This is a genomic window from Spirosoma radiotolerans (assembly GCF_000974425.1).
Taxonomy (GTDB): domain Bacteria; phylum Bacteroidota; class Bacteroidia; order Cytophagales; family Spirosomataceae; genus Spirosoma; species Spirosoma radiotolerans.
Map to the genome: position 1 here is coordinate 3,194,765 of NZ_CP010429.1, position 17,174 is coordinate 3,211,938.

Consider the following 17,174-nt stretch of genomic DNA (forward strand, 5'->3'; position numbering starts at 1 on the left):
TGGATGTTTAGCCATATTGACTGGATCTGACCAATTAACCATGTTTAGTCCCTTTTATCCTTTTACTCTTTTGGCTCCCTTTAAAAGAAATAATTTTGGGCATAAACAACTGAAATGATGCCAACTTTACTCACTTCCTGTCCCTACGATCAACTTTCGTTGGAGCAACTATCTGATCAGAAGCTACTGGCCAGGCGAGCCAGAAATCAACAAGTTGGTTTTTTTATACTGATGCTAATTGTGTTAACGGTAGGCATGGCCTTCGTGCTCGAATCCTATTTGGTAGCGGTTGCGGGGTGGGGCCTGATTCCCGCTGTAGACGATTATACCAAAAAGCGTAAAGCCATTAACCTCCAGTTGCAGAAACGACACATAGCCTGATCGGCAGACAATCAGCAAAATACCGTATCTAAACATACAGCCCGGCCTACTGAAGCAGACCAGGCTGTATGTTTAAATCTCTAGAAATGGACTTTACGAATGGCTTTTGGCCAAACGTACAGGCTTATTCGTCGTCCTCACCCTGGTCGACGTGCCCATGAATAAACCCGCCGGGTAATTCTTCCTGATCCTCTAAAGGTGTATCCCCAGGCTCGTGGGGGCCTTCCTGACGCAGAATTGACTCGCGGTCATTTGCACTGTTTCCTCCCTGATCTCCATCGCCCCCTGGCGAATACCATCTAACCGTCTTCATAGCTGTTTCGTTTTTTGCAAAGTATTGTCCAGAAAACCCATAAAAAAGGAGGAGGTTTAAAAAAGATAGAATTTGGTCAATGCGCGAACATGAATTTGGCAATAGGACCAGCCTGACAGCAGGGCAGCTACAGACCGTATGCTCAAGAAGACAATTCATGAAGCAAAGGCCGTTTAACGGCCTGTAGCTAAATTGACTATGCGCAGAGATCCTTCTGTAAATGAGGGCTGTGAGTGACTAAACACGTAACGGGTAAGCATCCGCATCCGGCACTAAATAATTCAATGGCAAACGTGGGTGGAGCTTAGAATTCGATAGTACGAGAGGCTATTTGCTAACGAGCCAGTTAATAACGAGCCAGAATAGGCTTATCGCCAAAAACAATCAAATTTCGCAGGCGGACAGTATGCTCGCTGTCAGGGTTGAGAAGCTTCAGTCGCACCGTGTGCTTGCCGGAAGGCAGTTTATACGACCAGGTCAGGTCGTAGCGACGGCGGGTGAAGCTAGCCGGTTGGCTGGCCGTTTCTACTAGTTTTTCATCCACATACACTTCCAGCTTACCGACATAATTACTTTCATACTCATAGCTTCCCATTTGCGCTTTTGGCCGGGTATCGCCAACAACGATGAAACCGTTCCCCTCAAAGTTAGCCGTATACTCGCTGGTCAGGTCTTTATTTATCGCCCGTTTTTCGGTGGGGAAATGGCCCGGAAAACTCTGCTCCAACCGTACCGCTTTGGGCGTCTGGACGGCCATTGTCACCTGGTCGCCTGCTACTTTACCACCATTGCGTTCAATGACCTGAAGCGCGTGCTTCATGCCAATGGTGTACACATCATTGAGCGACCTGGTAGTGTATTTAAAGTCGATGTCTTCAGCTTCTTTAAGGCCCTGTTTCCAATAAGCGGGTATTTTATTATACCCCAGTATCGTTCCCAGAATGCCCCCGGCCGACGATGGATTACAATCCGAATCCTGCCCGGCGCGGGTGCTGATCTGCATGGTTTTGGTGTAGTCGCCCTGCCCATACAGTAACCCGAGCACGATGTAGGCGGAGTTTACTTTGGCGTCGATATCGAAGGGGGCAAATATCCCATCGGGACAACCGACCTCGTCGGCCCACTTGCGCTGAATTTCCAGCCAGGTCCGTTTCCAGTCATTCGGGTACTGGTCGTGCCATTTGATGACATCGGCAATGCACTGGTAAAAGGTGCTCTGGGCCGGAACGGCTTTGAGCCCCTCCCGGACTACGTAGTTTACATCGTTATTAACAAATGCCAGCGCATACATGGCTCCTACATATACACCCCCATACCAGCCATCCCCATAGTTCATGATATGCCCGATGGAATCACCGATCTGCACGGCGGTGTTGGGCATACCCGGCGACATGAGTCCCGAAAAATCGGCCTCGATCTGAAAATCAATATCGTCGGCATGGGGGTTATTGAGCCAATGACCCGAGGCTGGTGCTTTCAGGCCATTAAGAACATTGTATCGTCCCGCCTGGTTGGCGTGCCAGAGCATGTATCCGGCATTGGCAAAAGCCTTGGCGTGTTCGCTGACAGGGGCATCGAGCCCTTTCTTCTCGAATACATCCACAAACGTCAGGTCCATATACAGGTCATCGTACAGACCCACATTTTCGATCATTGTTTTCTTAATGTAACCATCGTACCACGGAATAGGCTGGTATTCATTCATCATGGTCCCATTGAATTTAAATTCCGTTGGCCCACCGAAGGTGCAGCCAATCACCTGACCAGCCCAGCCACCTTTGATCTTATCCTGCAACGTCGCTTTCGACATCGTTACAGAGCCAGGCGTTCGTTTTTTAGGGGATGGTGCAGGGCCAAAAGCCGCCAAAGCCAATACAATCAGGAGCAAACACATTTTTCTCATGAGGAATAGTCAGGATTTAAGGAGAATCAACCAGTCAGTAAGGGAGTGCATCGACTTCGTGACGGTGAGGCAACGAGGCCTGTGCGCCCATGCGGGTAACCGAGATCGATGCAGCTTTACAGGCAAACGCCACCGCTTTGGGTAGGTCGTGCCCTTCGGCGATGGCTACCGCCAGCGCCCCGTTGAAACAGTCGCCAGCCGCTGTTGTATCAACCGCCGTGACGGGCGGAGCAGCAATCAGGGAAGCTCCGTCCGACGTTGACAGGTAGGCTCCCCGTGCGCCAAGGGTGATCACTACATTCGGCACCCCCGCTTCGTGAAGGCGCTGAGCAGCTTGCTGAGCAGAAGCTTCGTCGGTTACCCGGACACCCGTGAGCCATTCGGCTTCGCTTTCGTTGGGCGTAATAACGTGCAGACAAGCCAGCACCGCCGAGTCGAGAACCTGCGCCGGGGCCGGATTCAGCATCACCCGCATCCCGCGCTCGTAGCTCTGCTGAATAGCGTAGGCCACGGTTGGAATGGGGGTTTCCAATTGCAGCAGCACGACCGTGGCAGCAGGGTTGGTTTGGGCCTTTAGGGCTTGTGCCACCTGCGCCTGCCCTAGCCTGGCATTGGCGCCCGACGCCACCATGATGCAGTTCTCGCCCCGGCTATCCACCCCGATCAGGGCCACACCCGATGGTTCATCAGCGTCTGTCGTAACATAGTCGGTTTGAATTCCCTCCCGTTCAAACTGCTGGAGCGCCTGCCGACCAAATATATCATTGCCCACATTGGCTACAAAAGATACCCTGGTAGGCTGGCTACCAGCTCCGAGCCGGGCAGCGGCTACCGCCTGGTTGGCGCCTTTCCCGCCGGGATTCATGAGAAACGTACCGCCAAGGACGGTTTCTCCAGGGGCCGGGAGCTTGTCTCCCTTGATCACCATATCGGTGTTCGAACTGCCAATAACACAAACAACAGAAGACATAACCAGAGATCAAATTTTTGAACAAACCTATGTAATAATTGTACCCATCAAAGCCATTTTTTCATGACTTTAGCTATTTCCGGTAACCCAATAAGGCTAAAAAGTCATACAATTGAACTCAATACCCTTCTATTTTTAAAAATTCCTGGCTATTCATACATGACAGTCGATGTACACCCTGCCACGCTCTATAAAACTCTGTTTCTGCGGTATCGGACGCATCATTTGCTAGGCAGCAGCAAAACCTGCCTGTGCAATCGACTCACTTTCGCATGATCGGCGATGGTACCGGGAGCCAGCGGGTCTACCGCAAACTAAAGGATCTGTTTGAAAACAACCCGACATTATGGGCGGAGCAACCGCTTTATTACGTTTAGTTGCCCGACGGAATTTTAGCCGATTTGCGCCTGGGCTCATGAATCTACTGTTACATGCCCGTTTGGGTAATGTAGACTACCTCAGTTACGCTCTACGCCCGGCTGAACGGAAGTTTGAAGTCGCCGAACGATCGTCGGCAGGAGAACGCTTCTCGCTGACTGTTTTCCGTCAGTGGCTCAATGGCTGATTAAAGGCTAGTGTTTTGCATACCTTAGATTCGTTTAGCGGTAGCCTCGCCGGCCATCAACTGCTCCGCAATCTGGATTTGCGGATGTGGCTTGTAGTTCGCCTGTAATCGGCTCCACATTCGCTTATGCTTACCATATGCTGGCAGCTTTTTACTGACTATCGATCAAATTCTTCCGTTAATCGAAACGAAAATTAGTGACTATACGACCAGGCTTAATTTTAAAACAAATAAGTGAATGAAGCCAATTTCTTTCCTATTGTTCCCATTCTCCACAAACCCAATAATCATCGACTTAAAGAATAAAATCAACGCGAATTATAATTTTTTTTACAAGTTTTAGCCCGCAGCTCAGCAAAAAAAAGGCATAATCCGCCGTTAAAATTAAATAATCTTCAACCGTTCTTCTTCCAGATCGATTTGATATAGCTGCCGACGGATAATTACTTCATCAATTTTCGGATCTTTATTGAGTTCGGTTAAATACTGCCGCTGGCACTCGAGCAATTCCACAAAAATTACCTTTGTTCTTTCAGTCATCCAGCTATCATCGGTGGCTTTTGCCCGCTCTTCCCACTGCTTCAGGAATTTCTCCATGCCGGCATACCCATTCGGTTCTGTTTCATATTTATTTTTCAGAAACTCATAGACATGTTGTTTCAGGCCCTGTTTCATTCTCTGCCTGGTCAATTCTTCCGGTTCCTCCTCGATTATACTGTCAAACAATCGTGACCGTTTTATCAAATAAGGCAGCGTAAGTCCCTGCACCAGGAGAGTGAGTAGAATGACAACAAAGGTGATAAATAAAATGAGGTTCCTTTGAGGAAAAGCCGTGCCATTATCCAGCGTGATGGGGATAGCTAAAGCCGCAGCCAGCGACACTACACCCCGCATACCCGTCCAGCCCAGCAGTAAAGGCATCAGCCAGCGCCTTCTGGTAAATCCGGAACGAGGCATTACGTTAGGACGAAAAATAAATGTTGCCAGCAAGGCCGCATACGAACTAATGACTCTGGCAACAATTAACACGCCGGTTACCAACATGCCTGAACCAATGGCGGTCTGTAAGGGAATACCTTTTTCACGTAGACCTTCGATAATTTCGGGAAGTTCCAGACCGATGATCAGAAAAACAATACCGTTTAGAATAAACACAAAACTTTCCCACACACTAAAGCTTTGAATACGGCTGGCGCTGTTGAGAAAAACAAGTCGCCGGGCCGACATAAACAAGCCACCGCTTACGACAGCCAGCACACCCGAGCAATGAAACTGCTCCGCCACCCAATACATAAAATAAGGTTCAATCAGCGTCAGCGCTATGTTTGATGAAGGATCGAGCGGAAGTCGTTTATGGACCTGAATAAAAACCCAGGCCAGTAACAAACCGACACCCACGCCCCCTAGTACGGTCCATAAAAAACTCAGCGCTGCCTGCTGCCAGATAAACTGCCCTGTACCAATAGCGACTAAAGCGAACTGAAAAATAATCAGCGACGACGCATCGTTGAGCAGGCTTTCCCCTTCCAGAATAGCCGAAGTGGATTTAGGAATTTTAACAAATTTGGTAATGGCTCCGGTGCTGACCGCATCCGGTGGCGATGTGATTCCGCCCAATAAAAAACCTAAAGCAATCGTAAATCCTGGGATGAAATGGTTAGCTGCCACCGCTACAGATAAGGCGGTAAAAAACACAACCAGAAACGCAAAACTGCCAATAATGCGCCACCATTTTTTCATTTCTTTAAATGAGATCGACCAGGAAGCCTCAAATAAAAGTGGCGGCAAAAAAATAAAGAAAATAAGATCAGGATTGATTCGTACCCTTGGCAGCCCCGGAATAAAACTAATGAACAGCCCGGCCACGACCAGCAAAATCGGATACGCAATTTTTAGTTGATTTGCCCACATGTTTAGCAACACGATGGCCACAATCATGGCGAGCAGAAAAGGTAATAGGGCGTGCATTAATCTAAGGATGTATGGATGTTTCTTTACGAAATAGTTACTCAATACAATTAGCTCACCGGACGAAAATACTTATTGGATTTCTAATTAATTGAACGATCGTCTGAAGGCTAATGGCGAAAGATTCGTTTTTGTTTTAAAGAGTTTACTAAACGATTGAGAATGTTCAAATCCCAACACGTAAGCCACTTCACTGACCGATAACGTGGTGGTGGACAATTTTTCTTTTGCTTTTTCAATCAGTTTGTCATGTATATAGTGTTGTGCATTTTGTCCGATCAGGGACCGCAACATATCACTTAAATAACTTGGCGACAGATTCACGTGTTCGGCCAGATAGCCGACGGTCGGTAAACCCTGGTTTAAGGACAGTTCATCGTTAAAATAATTGTCTAACAGGTCTTCCAACCGTTGTAACAGGTCATTGTTAACGGCTTTGCGGGTAAGAAACTGACGTTTGTAAAACCGGTTCGCGTAATTGAGCAACAAATCAAGTTGTGAAATAACAACGTCCTGACTGAAATCATCAATCCGGCTGGACAATTCCTTTTCGATCATTTTAAAAATCTCAAAAATTGTTTCTTTTTCATCTTCCGAAAGATGCAACGTTTCGTTGGTTGAATACGAGAAAAAGCCATACTGTTTAATGGTTTTGGCCAGGGGATATCCTAAAAGAAAATCTGGATGAATGAGCAACGTATACTCGGAGCACACGCTAGCATCGTTGTCATTGCTGCCAATAAGCTGGCCTGGCGAAGCGAATAACAAACCACCTTCATCAAAATCATAGTAACTCTGGCCGTACTTTAATTTGCCGTTCAGTTTTGGTTTGTACGATAGTTTATAAAAGCCCAGCACATGATATTGGGGAAGTCCGGTCATGTCAGCCTGTACGTGTGCACCGTTGATCAGACTAACCAACGGATGTCGAGGCTTAGGCAAACCAAAGGCCCGATGCGCATCGGTTAGCGATTCAATTTTGTACGGGTGATTTTCTTCTTTTTTCATCCTTCAGTAGATAAAGTGATAACCGATCCTTAAAAATAGGATCGGTTATCACGGATGCTTTATCAAAAAGTTTCCTGTTTGTGGGTTCCTTACATAGCTTGACCTTGAGCGGAGTTGGATACATCTTCCCAGGCTTCCCAGGTTGCCAGGCGTTCAGCATAGGCTGCGCGCACCCAAGGTAGACAATGGCTGCCTAAAAAGAACCGAAGTGGTGGATTTTCTGCATCCACAATTGTAAAGAGTGCCTCAGGCGTTGCTTCCGGATCACCTCTTTCCATCGTTTTTAAACCATCGACAAACTGCGCCTTAAAATTGGTGTAAATATCGAGGCCTTGTGCAAACTTCAGGGATTCCTGACTTCCAAACTCGGTAGCATAGGCCCCTGGTTCAATAATGGTCACGTTGATGCCAAAGGGTTTAACCTCCGCGGCCAGGCTTTCGTGGATGGCTTCAAATGCCCATTTTGACGAACAATAGTAGCCGATCACGGGTAAGGTTACATGACCAAGATTGCTGGATGTACCGAGGATATGACCGCCACCCTGCTTTCTCAATAACGGCAAAGCTGCCTGAATAACAGAAACGGGACCAATAATATTCGTTTCGTAAAGAGCACGAATATCATCCGCGCTGGCTTCCTCAATGGTGCCAACCAATGAATAACCGGCATTATTAAAGACAATATCCAGTCGGCCGAAATGAGCGTGTGCTTGCTCCAGGGCGGCTTTTACTTGCTCGGGCCGGGTAACGTCCAGCTCCAGCAGGAGTACGTTTTCGCCGTATTTTTCTTTTAGGTCGGCAATACTTTCCAGCTTGCGGGCGGTAGCCGCTACTTTGTCACCCCGCTTAAGCGCGGCATCGGCCCAAACGCGGCCAAAACCGCGGGAAGCGCCCGTGATGAACCAAATTTTAGTTGACGTTACAGGCGTTGACGCCGGTTGACTGCTTGCCTTTTCATTCTGATGTACCATGATGTATACCTTAAAGATTAATGATACATCAAAGGTCAGGCTGTAGGATTCGGTGCCTGTAGTCTAATTAAGGAGATTTGTAGTCAAAATGAGAAAAACCCAGTTCCAGTGTCGTTGCCACCTGGGTAACGACACTGTTCTAGTCGTTCCCCGCATCGTATGGATACTATAATCATCAAGGGCGTCGCTGATTACCATGAACCGCTGTCTCTGTTGTTCAACCAGCAGTCCCAATTCACTTCATCAGCCGTCAGCAAACCGGGACTGTGATGCTCGGCATAGTCATAGACTATGGCCAATACTTACCTGATAACCTACTTGGACCCGGGTACGAACAAAACGGCATCGGCTACCACAACCCCATCGGCGTCTTTTGTCGATACGTCCACAAAGCATTTTTTTCCCGGAGACAAAGCATACGATCCCAAGGACACCCATTCGCCGGAAGTCTGCCCTTCCACCCGAATATCGGACTCCCGAACGGGAACGGCTTTGGTCTGACTTCCATCCGATACAGCCAAATTCAGCGTGTGAGACGCCCCTGTAAGTTTCGGGATGTAGATGTACACCTGGTAATTACCCGCTTTGGTAATGGATGGACTGAACCGTACGCTCTTCACCTCCGAACCCGAACCTGATGCAGTGAAATAACTGGGTCCATACGCTCCTTTCGGGTTATTATCCCGTGTCCACTCACCCGTGCGAGTTACCTGCGTAGGATCATCGTTATCGACCAGAATTTCGGGGGCGCGGCCATCAGCCAGTGGATTGGTCTTCAGTAGGTTCTGTAGTTTTTTTACATCAATGGTCTGTACCGATGTTTTCCCGTCGATGGCCATACTGGCAGCCACCGCCGACGACTGTGCCAGTACCATAAAGACCGGCTCCATACGGATAGACCCGTAGGCGATGTGGCTCGCCGACAGGCAAACGGGCATCATCAGGTTGGTACACTCAGTCGCTTTAGGAGTCAGGCAGCGGTACGAAATCGGGTACGGCGGGAAACCGCCAACCTGTACGTCGCCTTCATTCTTGACCATTTTTACGCCATTCTTCTCGACCACCAGCCGCTGGCAATTGTGTGAATCCATGGTATACGCGGCCATGCCTACGCCATCCGGCACCACTTCGCGACCCTGGCAGTTTGCCTGCGTCATCACATGAGCACCCACCATGCGCCGGGCCTCCCGAACATACATTTGTGTCGACCAGTTGCCCGAATCGGTGTATTCGTCTTTCGGATAACCGAACTTGAGCATCTCGGTCTGTATGTCTTTGCGCATCCGCGGGTCATGCCCGATGAAGTAGAGCAACCCTTTGTTGTACAGTTCGTGCTCGCGCTGAATAGCAGCCCGACGCTCGTAACTGGCTTCGGGGAAGTCGTAGTTCATGCCAATCATATCGGTCGAAAACGGGCCGTTGTTGTTGATATCTGTTTTCTGGTTTGGCATCCGGTCGGGTTTGAGAATGGTGTTGAACGCCAGCTTGGGATTCTTTTCGATGGCCCGCAACAGCAGTTCATACCGGGTTGAGTCATAGCCTTCGGGGCGAGTGATGGGTATACTGTTGGCCGGGTCGCTGCTCAGGCAAATCCGAAAGTTATAAGCCTGCACGTCTTTATTTCCCGTACCGACAGGCAGCGCACTCGCCGTGCTGATGCCCCACAAAAGACCGCTTTCGGGCTTGCCGGGCACTTTGTACGGGTCAACGCCATCGGCAAACTGATGTTTGTCCAGTAGTTGAAAGCCGTTATACGTTTCGCCGTAGGTCTTGTTGTCTTCACGGCCAACGGTATAGCTGACACCTGCTTTAGCCATCAGATCACCTTCGTAGGTGCAATCCAAAAAGACCTTGGCATTAACCGTCCGAGTGGCATTTCCAGCCGACGATGGCTCCAGCGTGATGCTCTGAATAGACGTGCCCTGCTTCTTCACCGACCGGAGCCGGTAGGCATAGAGAACATTGACATTGGCCCGTTTGACATACGACTTAAAGAGGTCTTCCGCTACGTGGGGCTCAAAAATCCACTGTTCAAACTTCCCGTAATGCTTGCCAATCTGGCGGTAGTAATCGCGGGCGATACCAGAGATGGCGTATTTGTTGCCGATGTCGGTATACCCCAGTCCGCCCGTCGTGAGTCCGCCGAGGTGGCGCCCCGGCTCGATCAGGATAACGGACTTACCCATCTTTTTAGCGGTATAAGCCGCCATCACCCCCGCCGACGAACCACCATACACGCATATATCGACCGTGACGGGGGCAGGCTGAGCGATTGATTGATTCGTTAGAAAAAAGCTTAGAAACAGTAAACGAATGGAGTTATGCATGATTGATTATCAAGTTGTGACTTTCCCTTCCTATTGGCTTAATACCCCGGATTCTGGTCCAGTTTAGGGTTTACATCGCGTTCGGTCTGGGGAATTGGGAAGAGGTAATGGTGGTCATCGACGGGTATGGTTGGGTTCTGCGCTTTTAAGGCGCTAACAAGCCGTTTAGTCCGAACCAGATCATACCAGCGATGTCCCTCGAACGCCAGTTCCAGCCGACGCTCCAGCAGCAGGCTATCCCGAAACTGCGCCTGACTCAGGTTAGCGGTCAGGTTCGGTAACCCCGCCCGGTTACGAACCCGATTGATGGTTGTGTAAGCATCAGCACTGTTGGCTGATTGCTCGTTGAGGGCTTCGGCGTACATCAGCAGCACATCGGGATAGCGTATAATGGGGTAGTTATTGCCGCCATCGCCGTTGCCCGTAGCCGTTGGGTCCAGGTATTTGTTCACGTAGCAGGGGAACAACACGCTGGCCGGGGCAGCTGGGGTACTGGTGGCGCTATAGAGTTTCAGCGTGACGTTCCGGCGTTTGTCGTCGGCGCGGTAGGCTCTGTACAGGTTTTCGGTAGCGGGATCATCTCCAAACCCGGCCACGCCATTGACTCGGTCGAAGTTCGGCCGCATGTAGCCCTGCATCAGGCTTCCCTCATTAAACCCGCCACTCAGGGCCTGCATCTCAAAGACGGCTTCTTTCCCGTTCTTGTTGGCAATCAGAAACGCATCAGCGAAGTTGGCCCATAAATCATACGTGGCCAGGTCAATAACTTCTTTCGCTTTCGCCGATGCCTTCGGCCAGTCCTGTCGAGTCAGATACACCTTTGCCAGAAACGCTTTTGCAGCACCTTTCGTCGCCCGACCTTTGTCGGCGGTCGAGTATGTTGTTGGCAGTACGGCTTCGGCTTCGGTAAAATCCTGAATAACGAGTTTATACACATCATCGGCCGATGCCCTCGCCACAGAAAGGTCATTCAACGATGTGGTTTCAACGGTGATGATCGGCACACCACCAAACAGGCGGACGAGGGTGAAGTAATAAAATCCACGCATAAATTTCGCTTCGGCAATGTACCGGGCTTTCAGGTCGCCATCCATTGGGATACCGGGCACCCGGGCAATAACCGCATTGGCCCGGTTGATGGCCGAATAGACCGTCGACCAGATGGACTGAAAAGTGTTGGTGGCGGGGGTAAACGTGTACTTGTCGAGGTCATTTTTAGGCTGGTTAGCGGTCGAGCGGCCGTTCCCCCATTCGGCGTCGTCGGTCGCCTGGTCCTGCAAAATCCACATGACCTGCCCATATAGGTTGGCGTTATTTAGCGGATCATAAACCGCGCTGACGGCAGCTTTGGCATCGTCGGCATTTTTGTAAAAGTTAGTCGGGGTGAAACTGGATTCGGGTTTCTGATCCAGCACATCGCAGGATGTCAGCACCCCAATCAGGCAAAGAAGAACTATATTTTTTTTCATGGCTCAGAGATTAGTAAAGGATACAAGATGTAGGATGTAGGATGTATCTGGAGACCCGATAAAGTAGTACATCATATATCTTATCAAAATCCTACGTTTAGACCGAACAGGATGGTTTTGGCTGCTGGGTAGCTGGCATAATCGAAGCCCTGGCTCCGGCTATCCTGCCCGAACCGGTTTACCTCCGGATCATAGCCCGAATAACTCGTCCAGGTCAGGTAGTTCTGGGCCGTCGCGTACACACGAAGTGACTGGATCTTCAGGGTTTTGAGTACGGATCCAGGCAGGTTATAGGCCAGCTGAATCGTCTTCAGCCGCAGGTACGAACCGTCTTCGATTTGACGGGTCGATACCCGGTTGGCCGGACGAGTCGTTGACGCGCGCGGGATGTCCGTATTGGTATTGGTGGGCGTCCAGCGGTTTAACACGTCACGGTCCTGGTTGGTCGTTGCGTTGAGGTATTCCAGCTCATACCGATTGGCGTTCAGGATGTTATTCCCGTACACACCCTGCAGGAAAGCGGTCAGTTCAACACCCTTATAGGAGAAGGTGTTGCTTAGTCCTCCCAGAAATTTGGGTTGCGCCCGACCAATGATGGTCCGGTCGTTATCGTCGATTTTCTTATCCCCATTGAGGTCCAGGTACTTCCGGTCACCGGGTTTGCGGGCCTGCGGGTCGGCTAAAGCGGCTAGTTCATCAGTGGTCTGATAGAGGCCGTTGGTGACGTACCCAAAGAATGACCCCAGCGGCTCACCAACCCGGATGATGCCCGAGTTCAGCCCCTGCCCAATGTTGGCAACGCTACCGGCAAATATCTGCGGGGTGCCGCCAATATCGAGTACCTTGTTTCGGTTGAGGGCAAAATTCAGGTCGGTGCTCCACTTGAAAGCCCCGTCTATGTTTCGCGAGGAAATACTGAGTTCAAGCCCTTTGTTCTCTACTTTACCAAGGTTTTTGAAGGCGCTGGAAAAGCCGGATGTGCTGGGCACGGTTACGTTCAGCAGCAAATCCTTTGTTCGTTTCAGGTACAGGTCGGCTGTCAGGGTGATGCGGTTATTCAGGAAACCGACATCTACACCCATATCAGCCTGAGTGGTCGTTTCCCACGACAGATCCGGGTTGGCGATCTGGTTGGGCCCTAGTCCCGTCGACACCGTGTTGCCGAAGACATAGTTCTGCGTACCCAGCAGCGAGTACGCCGGGTAGTTGCCCACGCCATCCTGATTACCCGTTGCGCCATACGTCAACCGGAATTTGAGGTCATTGATCACCTGGTTATTTTTCAGGAAGGCTTCTTCCGAAATCCGCCAGGCGATAGCGGCCGAGGGGAAATAGCCGTACTGCTTATTGGTCCCGAAGCGCGAGGAGCCATCACTTCGGAAGGAGGCCGTCAGCAGGTACTTGTCTTTGTAGCCATAATTGATCCGGGCCAGATAGGATTGCAAGCCCCAGGTACCTATGCCCGACGAGGGCGTCAGGGGCACCGACCCGGACCCCAGGTTGCTCGACCCCAGGTTGTCGTTTACGAAGTTACGGGCCTGTGCCTGACTGGTTTCGGTACGGTTGGCCTGCTGGGTGTACCCAAGCAAAGCCGTTATGTTATGCACCGTATTGAACGTACGCGTGTACGTCAGCAGGTTTTCGTTCAGCCAGGTTATGGATTGGCTATTATAAATAGAAGCGGCTCCGCCCTGGGCCAGTCCGCTGGAAACGGAGCGGGGCAGGTATGAATCCTGCTTCTGTAAAACACCATCGATGCCCATCAACACCCGCAGGCTGAGCCCGTCGATAATCTGGTAGTCGCCGAAGACATTGCCAAAGATGCGGTAGGCCGTATTCTGGTTCTTATTTTCACGGGCCAGGGCCACCGGGTTATCGGCGGTGAAGGCCAGGGCCGGGCTGGTCAGTAAGTAGGAGCCATCGGCATTGGTCACCGGCAGAATGGGCGGAAATTGTAGCGCGGCAATGGTCACCAGGCCCGCGCTCCCTAAATCCCCATCTGAACGTGCCTGATTGGTGATCGTCCGGTTGACCGTCAGGCTATTGCCGATTTTCAGCTTGTTGGTCAGCTTGCGGTCCAGATTGATTCGGAAGGAATACCGGTCAAAATCAGAATTGACGATGATACCACCCTGTTTGAAGTAGCCTCCGGCAATGGCGTACTGCGTTTTCTCGTCGCCACCACTCATCGAAAGCTGGTAGTTGGCCATGGGAGCCTGCCGGAAGATCTCATTCTGCCAGTCGGTGCCTTCGCCATAGGCGTTGACCTGCTCTGGGGTATATACCGCCGGACGCCCTTCATTGGTATTGGCATCGTTCACAAACTGGGCATATTCCCGTCCGTTCAGTACGGGGTATTTCCGGCGCACCGTCTGAATGCCGTAATAGGTATCCAGATTGATGGTCGATTTGCCCGCTTTTCCGCGTTTGGTCGTAATGATCACCACGCCATTCGATCCCCGCGACCCATAAATGGCCGTCGACGAAGCATCCTTCAGGACCGAAATCGACTCGATGTCGCTGGGATTGAGAGTGCTCAACACGTTAAAACTTGAGCCGCTGCCCGCCCCATCATTTTTAAATGGGATGCCGTCAACAACGTACAATGGCTCATTATCGCCCTGGATGGAATTGCCTCCCCGAATCCGGATGCTTGTGGTGCCACCCGGTGCGCCCGAGTTCTGGGTAATCTGTACGCCGGCCGCCCGGCCCTGCAACGCCTGATCGAGGGAGGTGACGGCTACCTTGCGAATCTCCTCGACGGGCACGGTGGCTACGGCACCCGTCAGGTCACTTTTCTTCACTTGACCATAACCTACAACCACCACTTCGTTCAGCGACTTGGTGTCGGGTACTAACTGAACATCCATAATTGTTTGGTTGCGCACGGCACGCTCCTGACTAATATACCCGACAAAGCTGAACACCAGCGTAACGCCCGATGCATCGGTCGGGATACTCAACTGATAACGGCCCTGTGCATCCGTCGTTGTGCCGCGCGACGATCCTTTCACCACGACACTCACACCGGGCAACTCCTCCCCCGCTTCGCCCGTTACCCGCCCGATTATCCGAACATCGGTGGGTGTTGTTTCCATGGGCTGGACCGTTGCCAGATTCGCCAGGCCCGCCAGCGAGAGGGGGCCTGTCCCGGCAGTCGTCAGGGGTATTGGCGGGGGCGAACTGATACTCGTACGGCTGCTATTTTTGGGCGGTAAAATTAAATAGGCCCCCGAGCGCAGTTTCTTGAATCGAAGTCCATACGGTTTCAGGAGTACCTCGAGGTTTGTTTCCAGCCGGGCATTCAGATTGAGGGGTTCGAGCGGGCTCAGGTGCCGCGAAATAACCGACTCTTCAAACAGGATATCGACACCATAGTGTTCTTTCAATTGCAGGAGCGTTTGCCTGAGCGGCTGACCAACGCCCACACCGGCCGTTCCTTTGCCGGGTTGTCTGGTATCGGTTTGCTGTGTCGGACGGGCAAAGGCCAGCGTTTGGGCTACAGTATGGCCATAACCCACGCTAATCAACCAGCTGGTTGTGAGCAATAAGGGTAGCGATTTTTTCATTGATTAATCTGGGTTTCGGAAGGAGTTGACAACATAATGTATTGATCACGGTGGCTAACCCGGAGATTGAGCAGCTCAGCCAGCGCGTCGGCGAGTTCATCGGATGATCCGGCCCGGATGGTACCCGTCAGCGTTCGCCGGGCCAGTGCCGGGTCGGAGAGCTGAACCGTTACGCCAAACACAGACTGGATTTGAGAGGCCACCTCCCGCAGCGATGTGTCGTTGAAGCTGAACAGGCGATATCGCCAGTGGGCAAATTGGGTGGTATCGGCTCGGGCCTGCAAGCGCAACGCGCCTTTACCATCGAGCGTCACCCGGTCGCCGGGCTTCATGAGTACATTTTGGGTGGGTTGGTTGGCCGGGGTATACTGCAGGTTGACCTTTCCCCGTTTCAGAACCACCTCGGCCCGTGCCGACCGGCTGCGCACCGAGAACTCGGTCCCGAGGACTTCCACCGCTAAGCCATCGGCGGTCTGCACCACAAAGGGTTGGTTGTTGGTGAGGTGTTTGATGTCAAAAACAGCATCGCCCGTTAGCGTTACCCGTCGGGAAAGCCAGCCGTAACCAAGCCGCGGCATCCGGAAAGACGAGTTACTGTTGAGGGCAACCGTTGAGCCATCGGGCAACCTCAGCGAACGAAGCTGACGAGCGCCCGTCGTGACGGTTTTGTACAACAGTGGCTCCCGGAACAGCCAGCCACCGGCCAGGAGTAACAGGGCCACCGAAGCGGCCACTAGCCAGCCTCCGCTAGTCAGGAATGGGCGGGGTTCGGCGGGCAGTTGCCGAACCAGAGGTACCTGTTCATGCAGGGGTGTATCGAGTCGTTGACGAAACTCGTCGAGATGGCGGGCTACATCGGGCACATATTGGGGAAAACTGCGTTCCCATTCATCGAGCCACTGAAAATACGTTTCCCGGCTCCCGGCATCGGTCAGCCATTCACCAATCACTTTTTGCTGAACAGACGTGGCCTGTCCGGCAAAGTAGGTAAACAACAGTTCTTTGGTAGGTTTCATGAGGAGATCGTGTGTCGTTGAGCGTCAGGAAAAAGTGACCAGTACAAGCAGCGTCCAGCTAATCAGCTTTTGTTGCCGAAGAAATTGGCGAACGGTAGAAATAGACCGCAGCAGGTGATTTTCGACGGTTTTGGGCGACAGGTTCATCTCAGCGGCAATCTCTTTGTAGGACTTTCCTTCAAATCGGCTCAACAGAAATACCCGTTGCCGCTGGGGCGATAATTGCTGAACAGCCTGCTCCAGCGCCCGGTAGAGCTCATCCTGCTGGAGAAGCCGGTCGGGTTGGGTCGCATCGAGGTCGGCCCGATCCAGATCATCCGGCAAGGATTCCTGCCGACTTAATTCCCAGCGCAGGCTATTGTAGGCCCTGTTCCGGACGGCCTGATAGAGGTAAGCCCGGTATGACCCCCGGATTTGCTTGTATAACTCCTTCTGATAGAAGGTGTAGAACAAGTCCGCTACAACGTCTTCGGCCGCCTGCCGGTCATACATAAAGCGAATGGCATGGCTGCATAACGGGGCGAAATACTGCCTGAACAGGAGTTCGCACCCAAGTTTTGGGTCGGTAGCAAACGCATTGCGAATGAACAACTCGCCATCAACCGATGCCGAAGGCAAGGCTTCGGCATCGCTCCGCAACACAGGTGATGGCCCGAGGGGTATGGAATTGGTGGAGCGCCGAAAAAGAAACGAGTTGGTGGCCATTAATCGCGG

At 51.4% G+C, this 17,174-nt stretch carries 14 protein-coding genes; 3 read left to right on the forward strand and 11 right to left on the reverse strand.

What is annotated here, in order from left to right:
• Positions 1 to 114: 114 nt before the first annotated feature.
• The gene (locus SD10_RS12965; RefSeq protein ID WP_046574169.1) at positions 115 to 381 is read left to right on the forward strand and encodes a hypothetical protein; all 267 of its coding nucleotides are present in this window, start codon (positions 115 to 117) and stop codon (positions 379 to 381) included.
• 124 nt (positions 382 to 505) lie between these two features.
• Here the strand turns inward: SD10_RS12965 and SD10_RS12970 are convergent, their stop codons facing one another.
• The 3 genes from SD10_RS12970 to rbsK all read right to left on the reverse strand — a co-directional run bounded on the left by SD10_RS12970 (position 506) and on the right by rbsK (position 3,567).
• Positions 506 to 694, reverse strand: a complete 189-nt coding sequence (locus SD10_RS12970) for a hypothetical protein (protein WP_046574170.1) — start codon at positions 692 to 694, stop codon at positions 506 to 508.
• A 346-nt stretch (positions 695 to 1,040) separates the two neighbouring features.
• On the reverse strand, positions 1,041 to 2,597 hold the full coding sequence (locus tag SD10_RS12975) for an ADP-ribosylglycohydrolase family protein (protein WP_046574171.1): 1,557 nt from the start codon (positions 2,595 to 2,597) through the stop codon (positions 1,041 to 1,043).
• Positions 2,598 to 2,631: 34 nt separating this feature from the next.
• Positions 2,632 to 3,567, reverse strand: coding sequence for a ribokinase (rbsK, locus tag SD10_RS12980; RefSeq protein ID WP_046574172.1), 936 nt, complete (start codon positions 3,565 to 3,567; stop codon positions 2,632 to 2,634).
• A 251-nt stretch (positions 3,568 to 3,818) separates the two neighbouring features.
• Between rbsK and SD10_RS30265 the strand changes: the two genes are divergently transcribed.
• Together SD10_RS30265 and SD10_RS29670 are read left to right on the forward strand one after the other, a co-directional pair.
• Positions 3,819 to 3,944: a hypothetical protein gene (locus tag SD10_RS30265; protein WP_262507414.1), complete on the forward strand. Its 126-nt coding sequence runs from the start codon at positions 3,819 to 3,821 to the stop codon at positions 3,942 to 3,944.
• Between the two features lie 38 nt (positions 3,945 to 3,982).
• On the forward strand, positions 3,983 to 4,132 hold the full coding sequence (locus SD10_RS29670; RefSeq protein WP_158500566.1) for a hypothetical protein: 150 nt from the start codon (positions 3,983 to 3,985) through the stop codon (positions 4,130 to 4,132).
• A gap of 384 nt (positions 4,133 to 4,516) precedes the next feature.
• Here the strand turns inward: SD10_RS29670 and SD10_RS12990 are convergent, their stop codons facing one another.
• From SD10_RS12990 to SD10_RS13025, 8 genes are all read right to left on the reverse strand, one after another.
• Positions 4,517 to 6,100: a Na+/H+ antiporter gene (locus SD10_RS12990; protein WP_046574174.1), complete on the reverse strand. Its 1,584-nt coding sequence runs from the start codon at positions 6,098 to 6,100 to the stop codon at positions 4,517 to 4,519.
• An 87-nt stretch (positions 6,101 to 6,187) separates the two neighbouring features.
• Positions 6,188 to 7,108, reverse strand: a complete 921-nt coding sequence (locus tag SD10_RS12995) for a helix-turn-helix domain-containing protein (protein ID WP_046574175.1) — start codon at positions 7,106 to 7,108, stop codon at positions 6,188 to 6,190.
• An 89-nt stretch (positions 7,109 to 7,197) separates the two neighbouring features.
• Positions 7,198 to 8,079, reverse strand: a complete 882-nt coding sequence (locus tag SD10_RS13000) for an SDR family NAD(P)-dependent oxidoreductase (RefSeq protein ID WP_046574176.1) — start codon at positions 8,077 to 8,079, stop codon at positions 7,198 to 7,200.
• Positions 8,080 to 8,393: 314 nt separating this feature from the next.
• The gene (locus SD10_RS13005; protein ID WP_046574177.1) at positions 8,394 to 10,406 is read right to left on the reverse strand and encodes an FAD-dependent oxidoreductase; all 2,013 of its coding nucleotides are present in this window, start codon (positions 10,404 to 10,406) and stop codon (positions 8,394 to 8,396) included.
• 38 nt (positions 10,407 to 10,444) lie between these two features.
• Positions 10,445 to 11,875 (reverse strand): RagB/SusD family nutrient uptake outer membrane protein, encoded by a 1,431-nt coding sequence (locus tag SD10_RS13010; protein WP_046574178.1) that lies wholly within the window; start codon positions 11,873 to 11,875, stop codon positions 10,445 to 10,447.
• Between the two features lie 83 nt (positions 11,876 to 11,958).
• A complete protein-coding gene (locus tag SD10_RS13015) occupies positions 11,959 to 15,444 on the reverse strand; it encodes a SusC/RagA family TonB-linked outer membrane protein (protein WP_046574179.1) in 3,486 nt (1,161 codons plus the stop codon).
• Positions 15,441 to 16,460, reverse strand: a complete 1,020-nt coding sequence (locus SD10_RS13020; protein WP_046574180.1) for a FecR family protein — start codon at positions 16,458 to 16,460, stop codon at positions 15,441 to 15,443. Before SD10_RS13020 ends, SD10_RS13015 begins: the two co-directional genes overlap by 4 nt.
• A 24-nt stretch (positions 16,461 to 16,484) precedes the next feature.
• Positions 16,485 to 17,165, reverse strand: coding sequence for an RNA polymerase sigma-70 factor (locus SD10_RS13025; RefSeq protein ID WP_046574181.1), 681 nt, complete (start codon positions 17,163 to 17,165; stop codon positions 16,485 to 16,487).
• Positions 17,166 to 17,174: the final 9 nt, after the last annotated feature.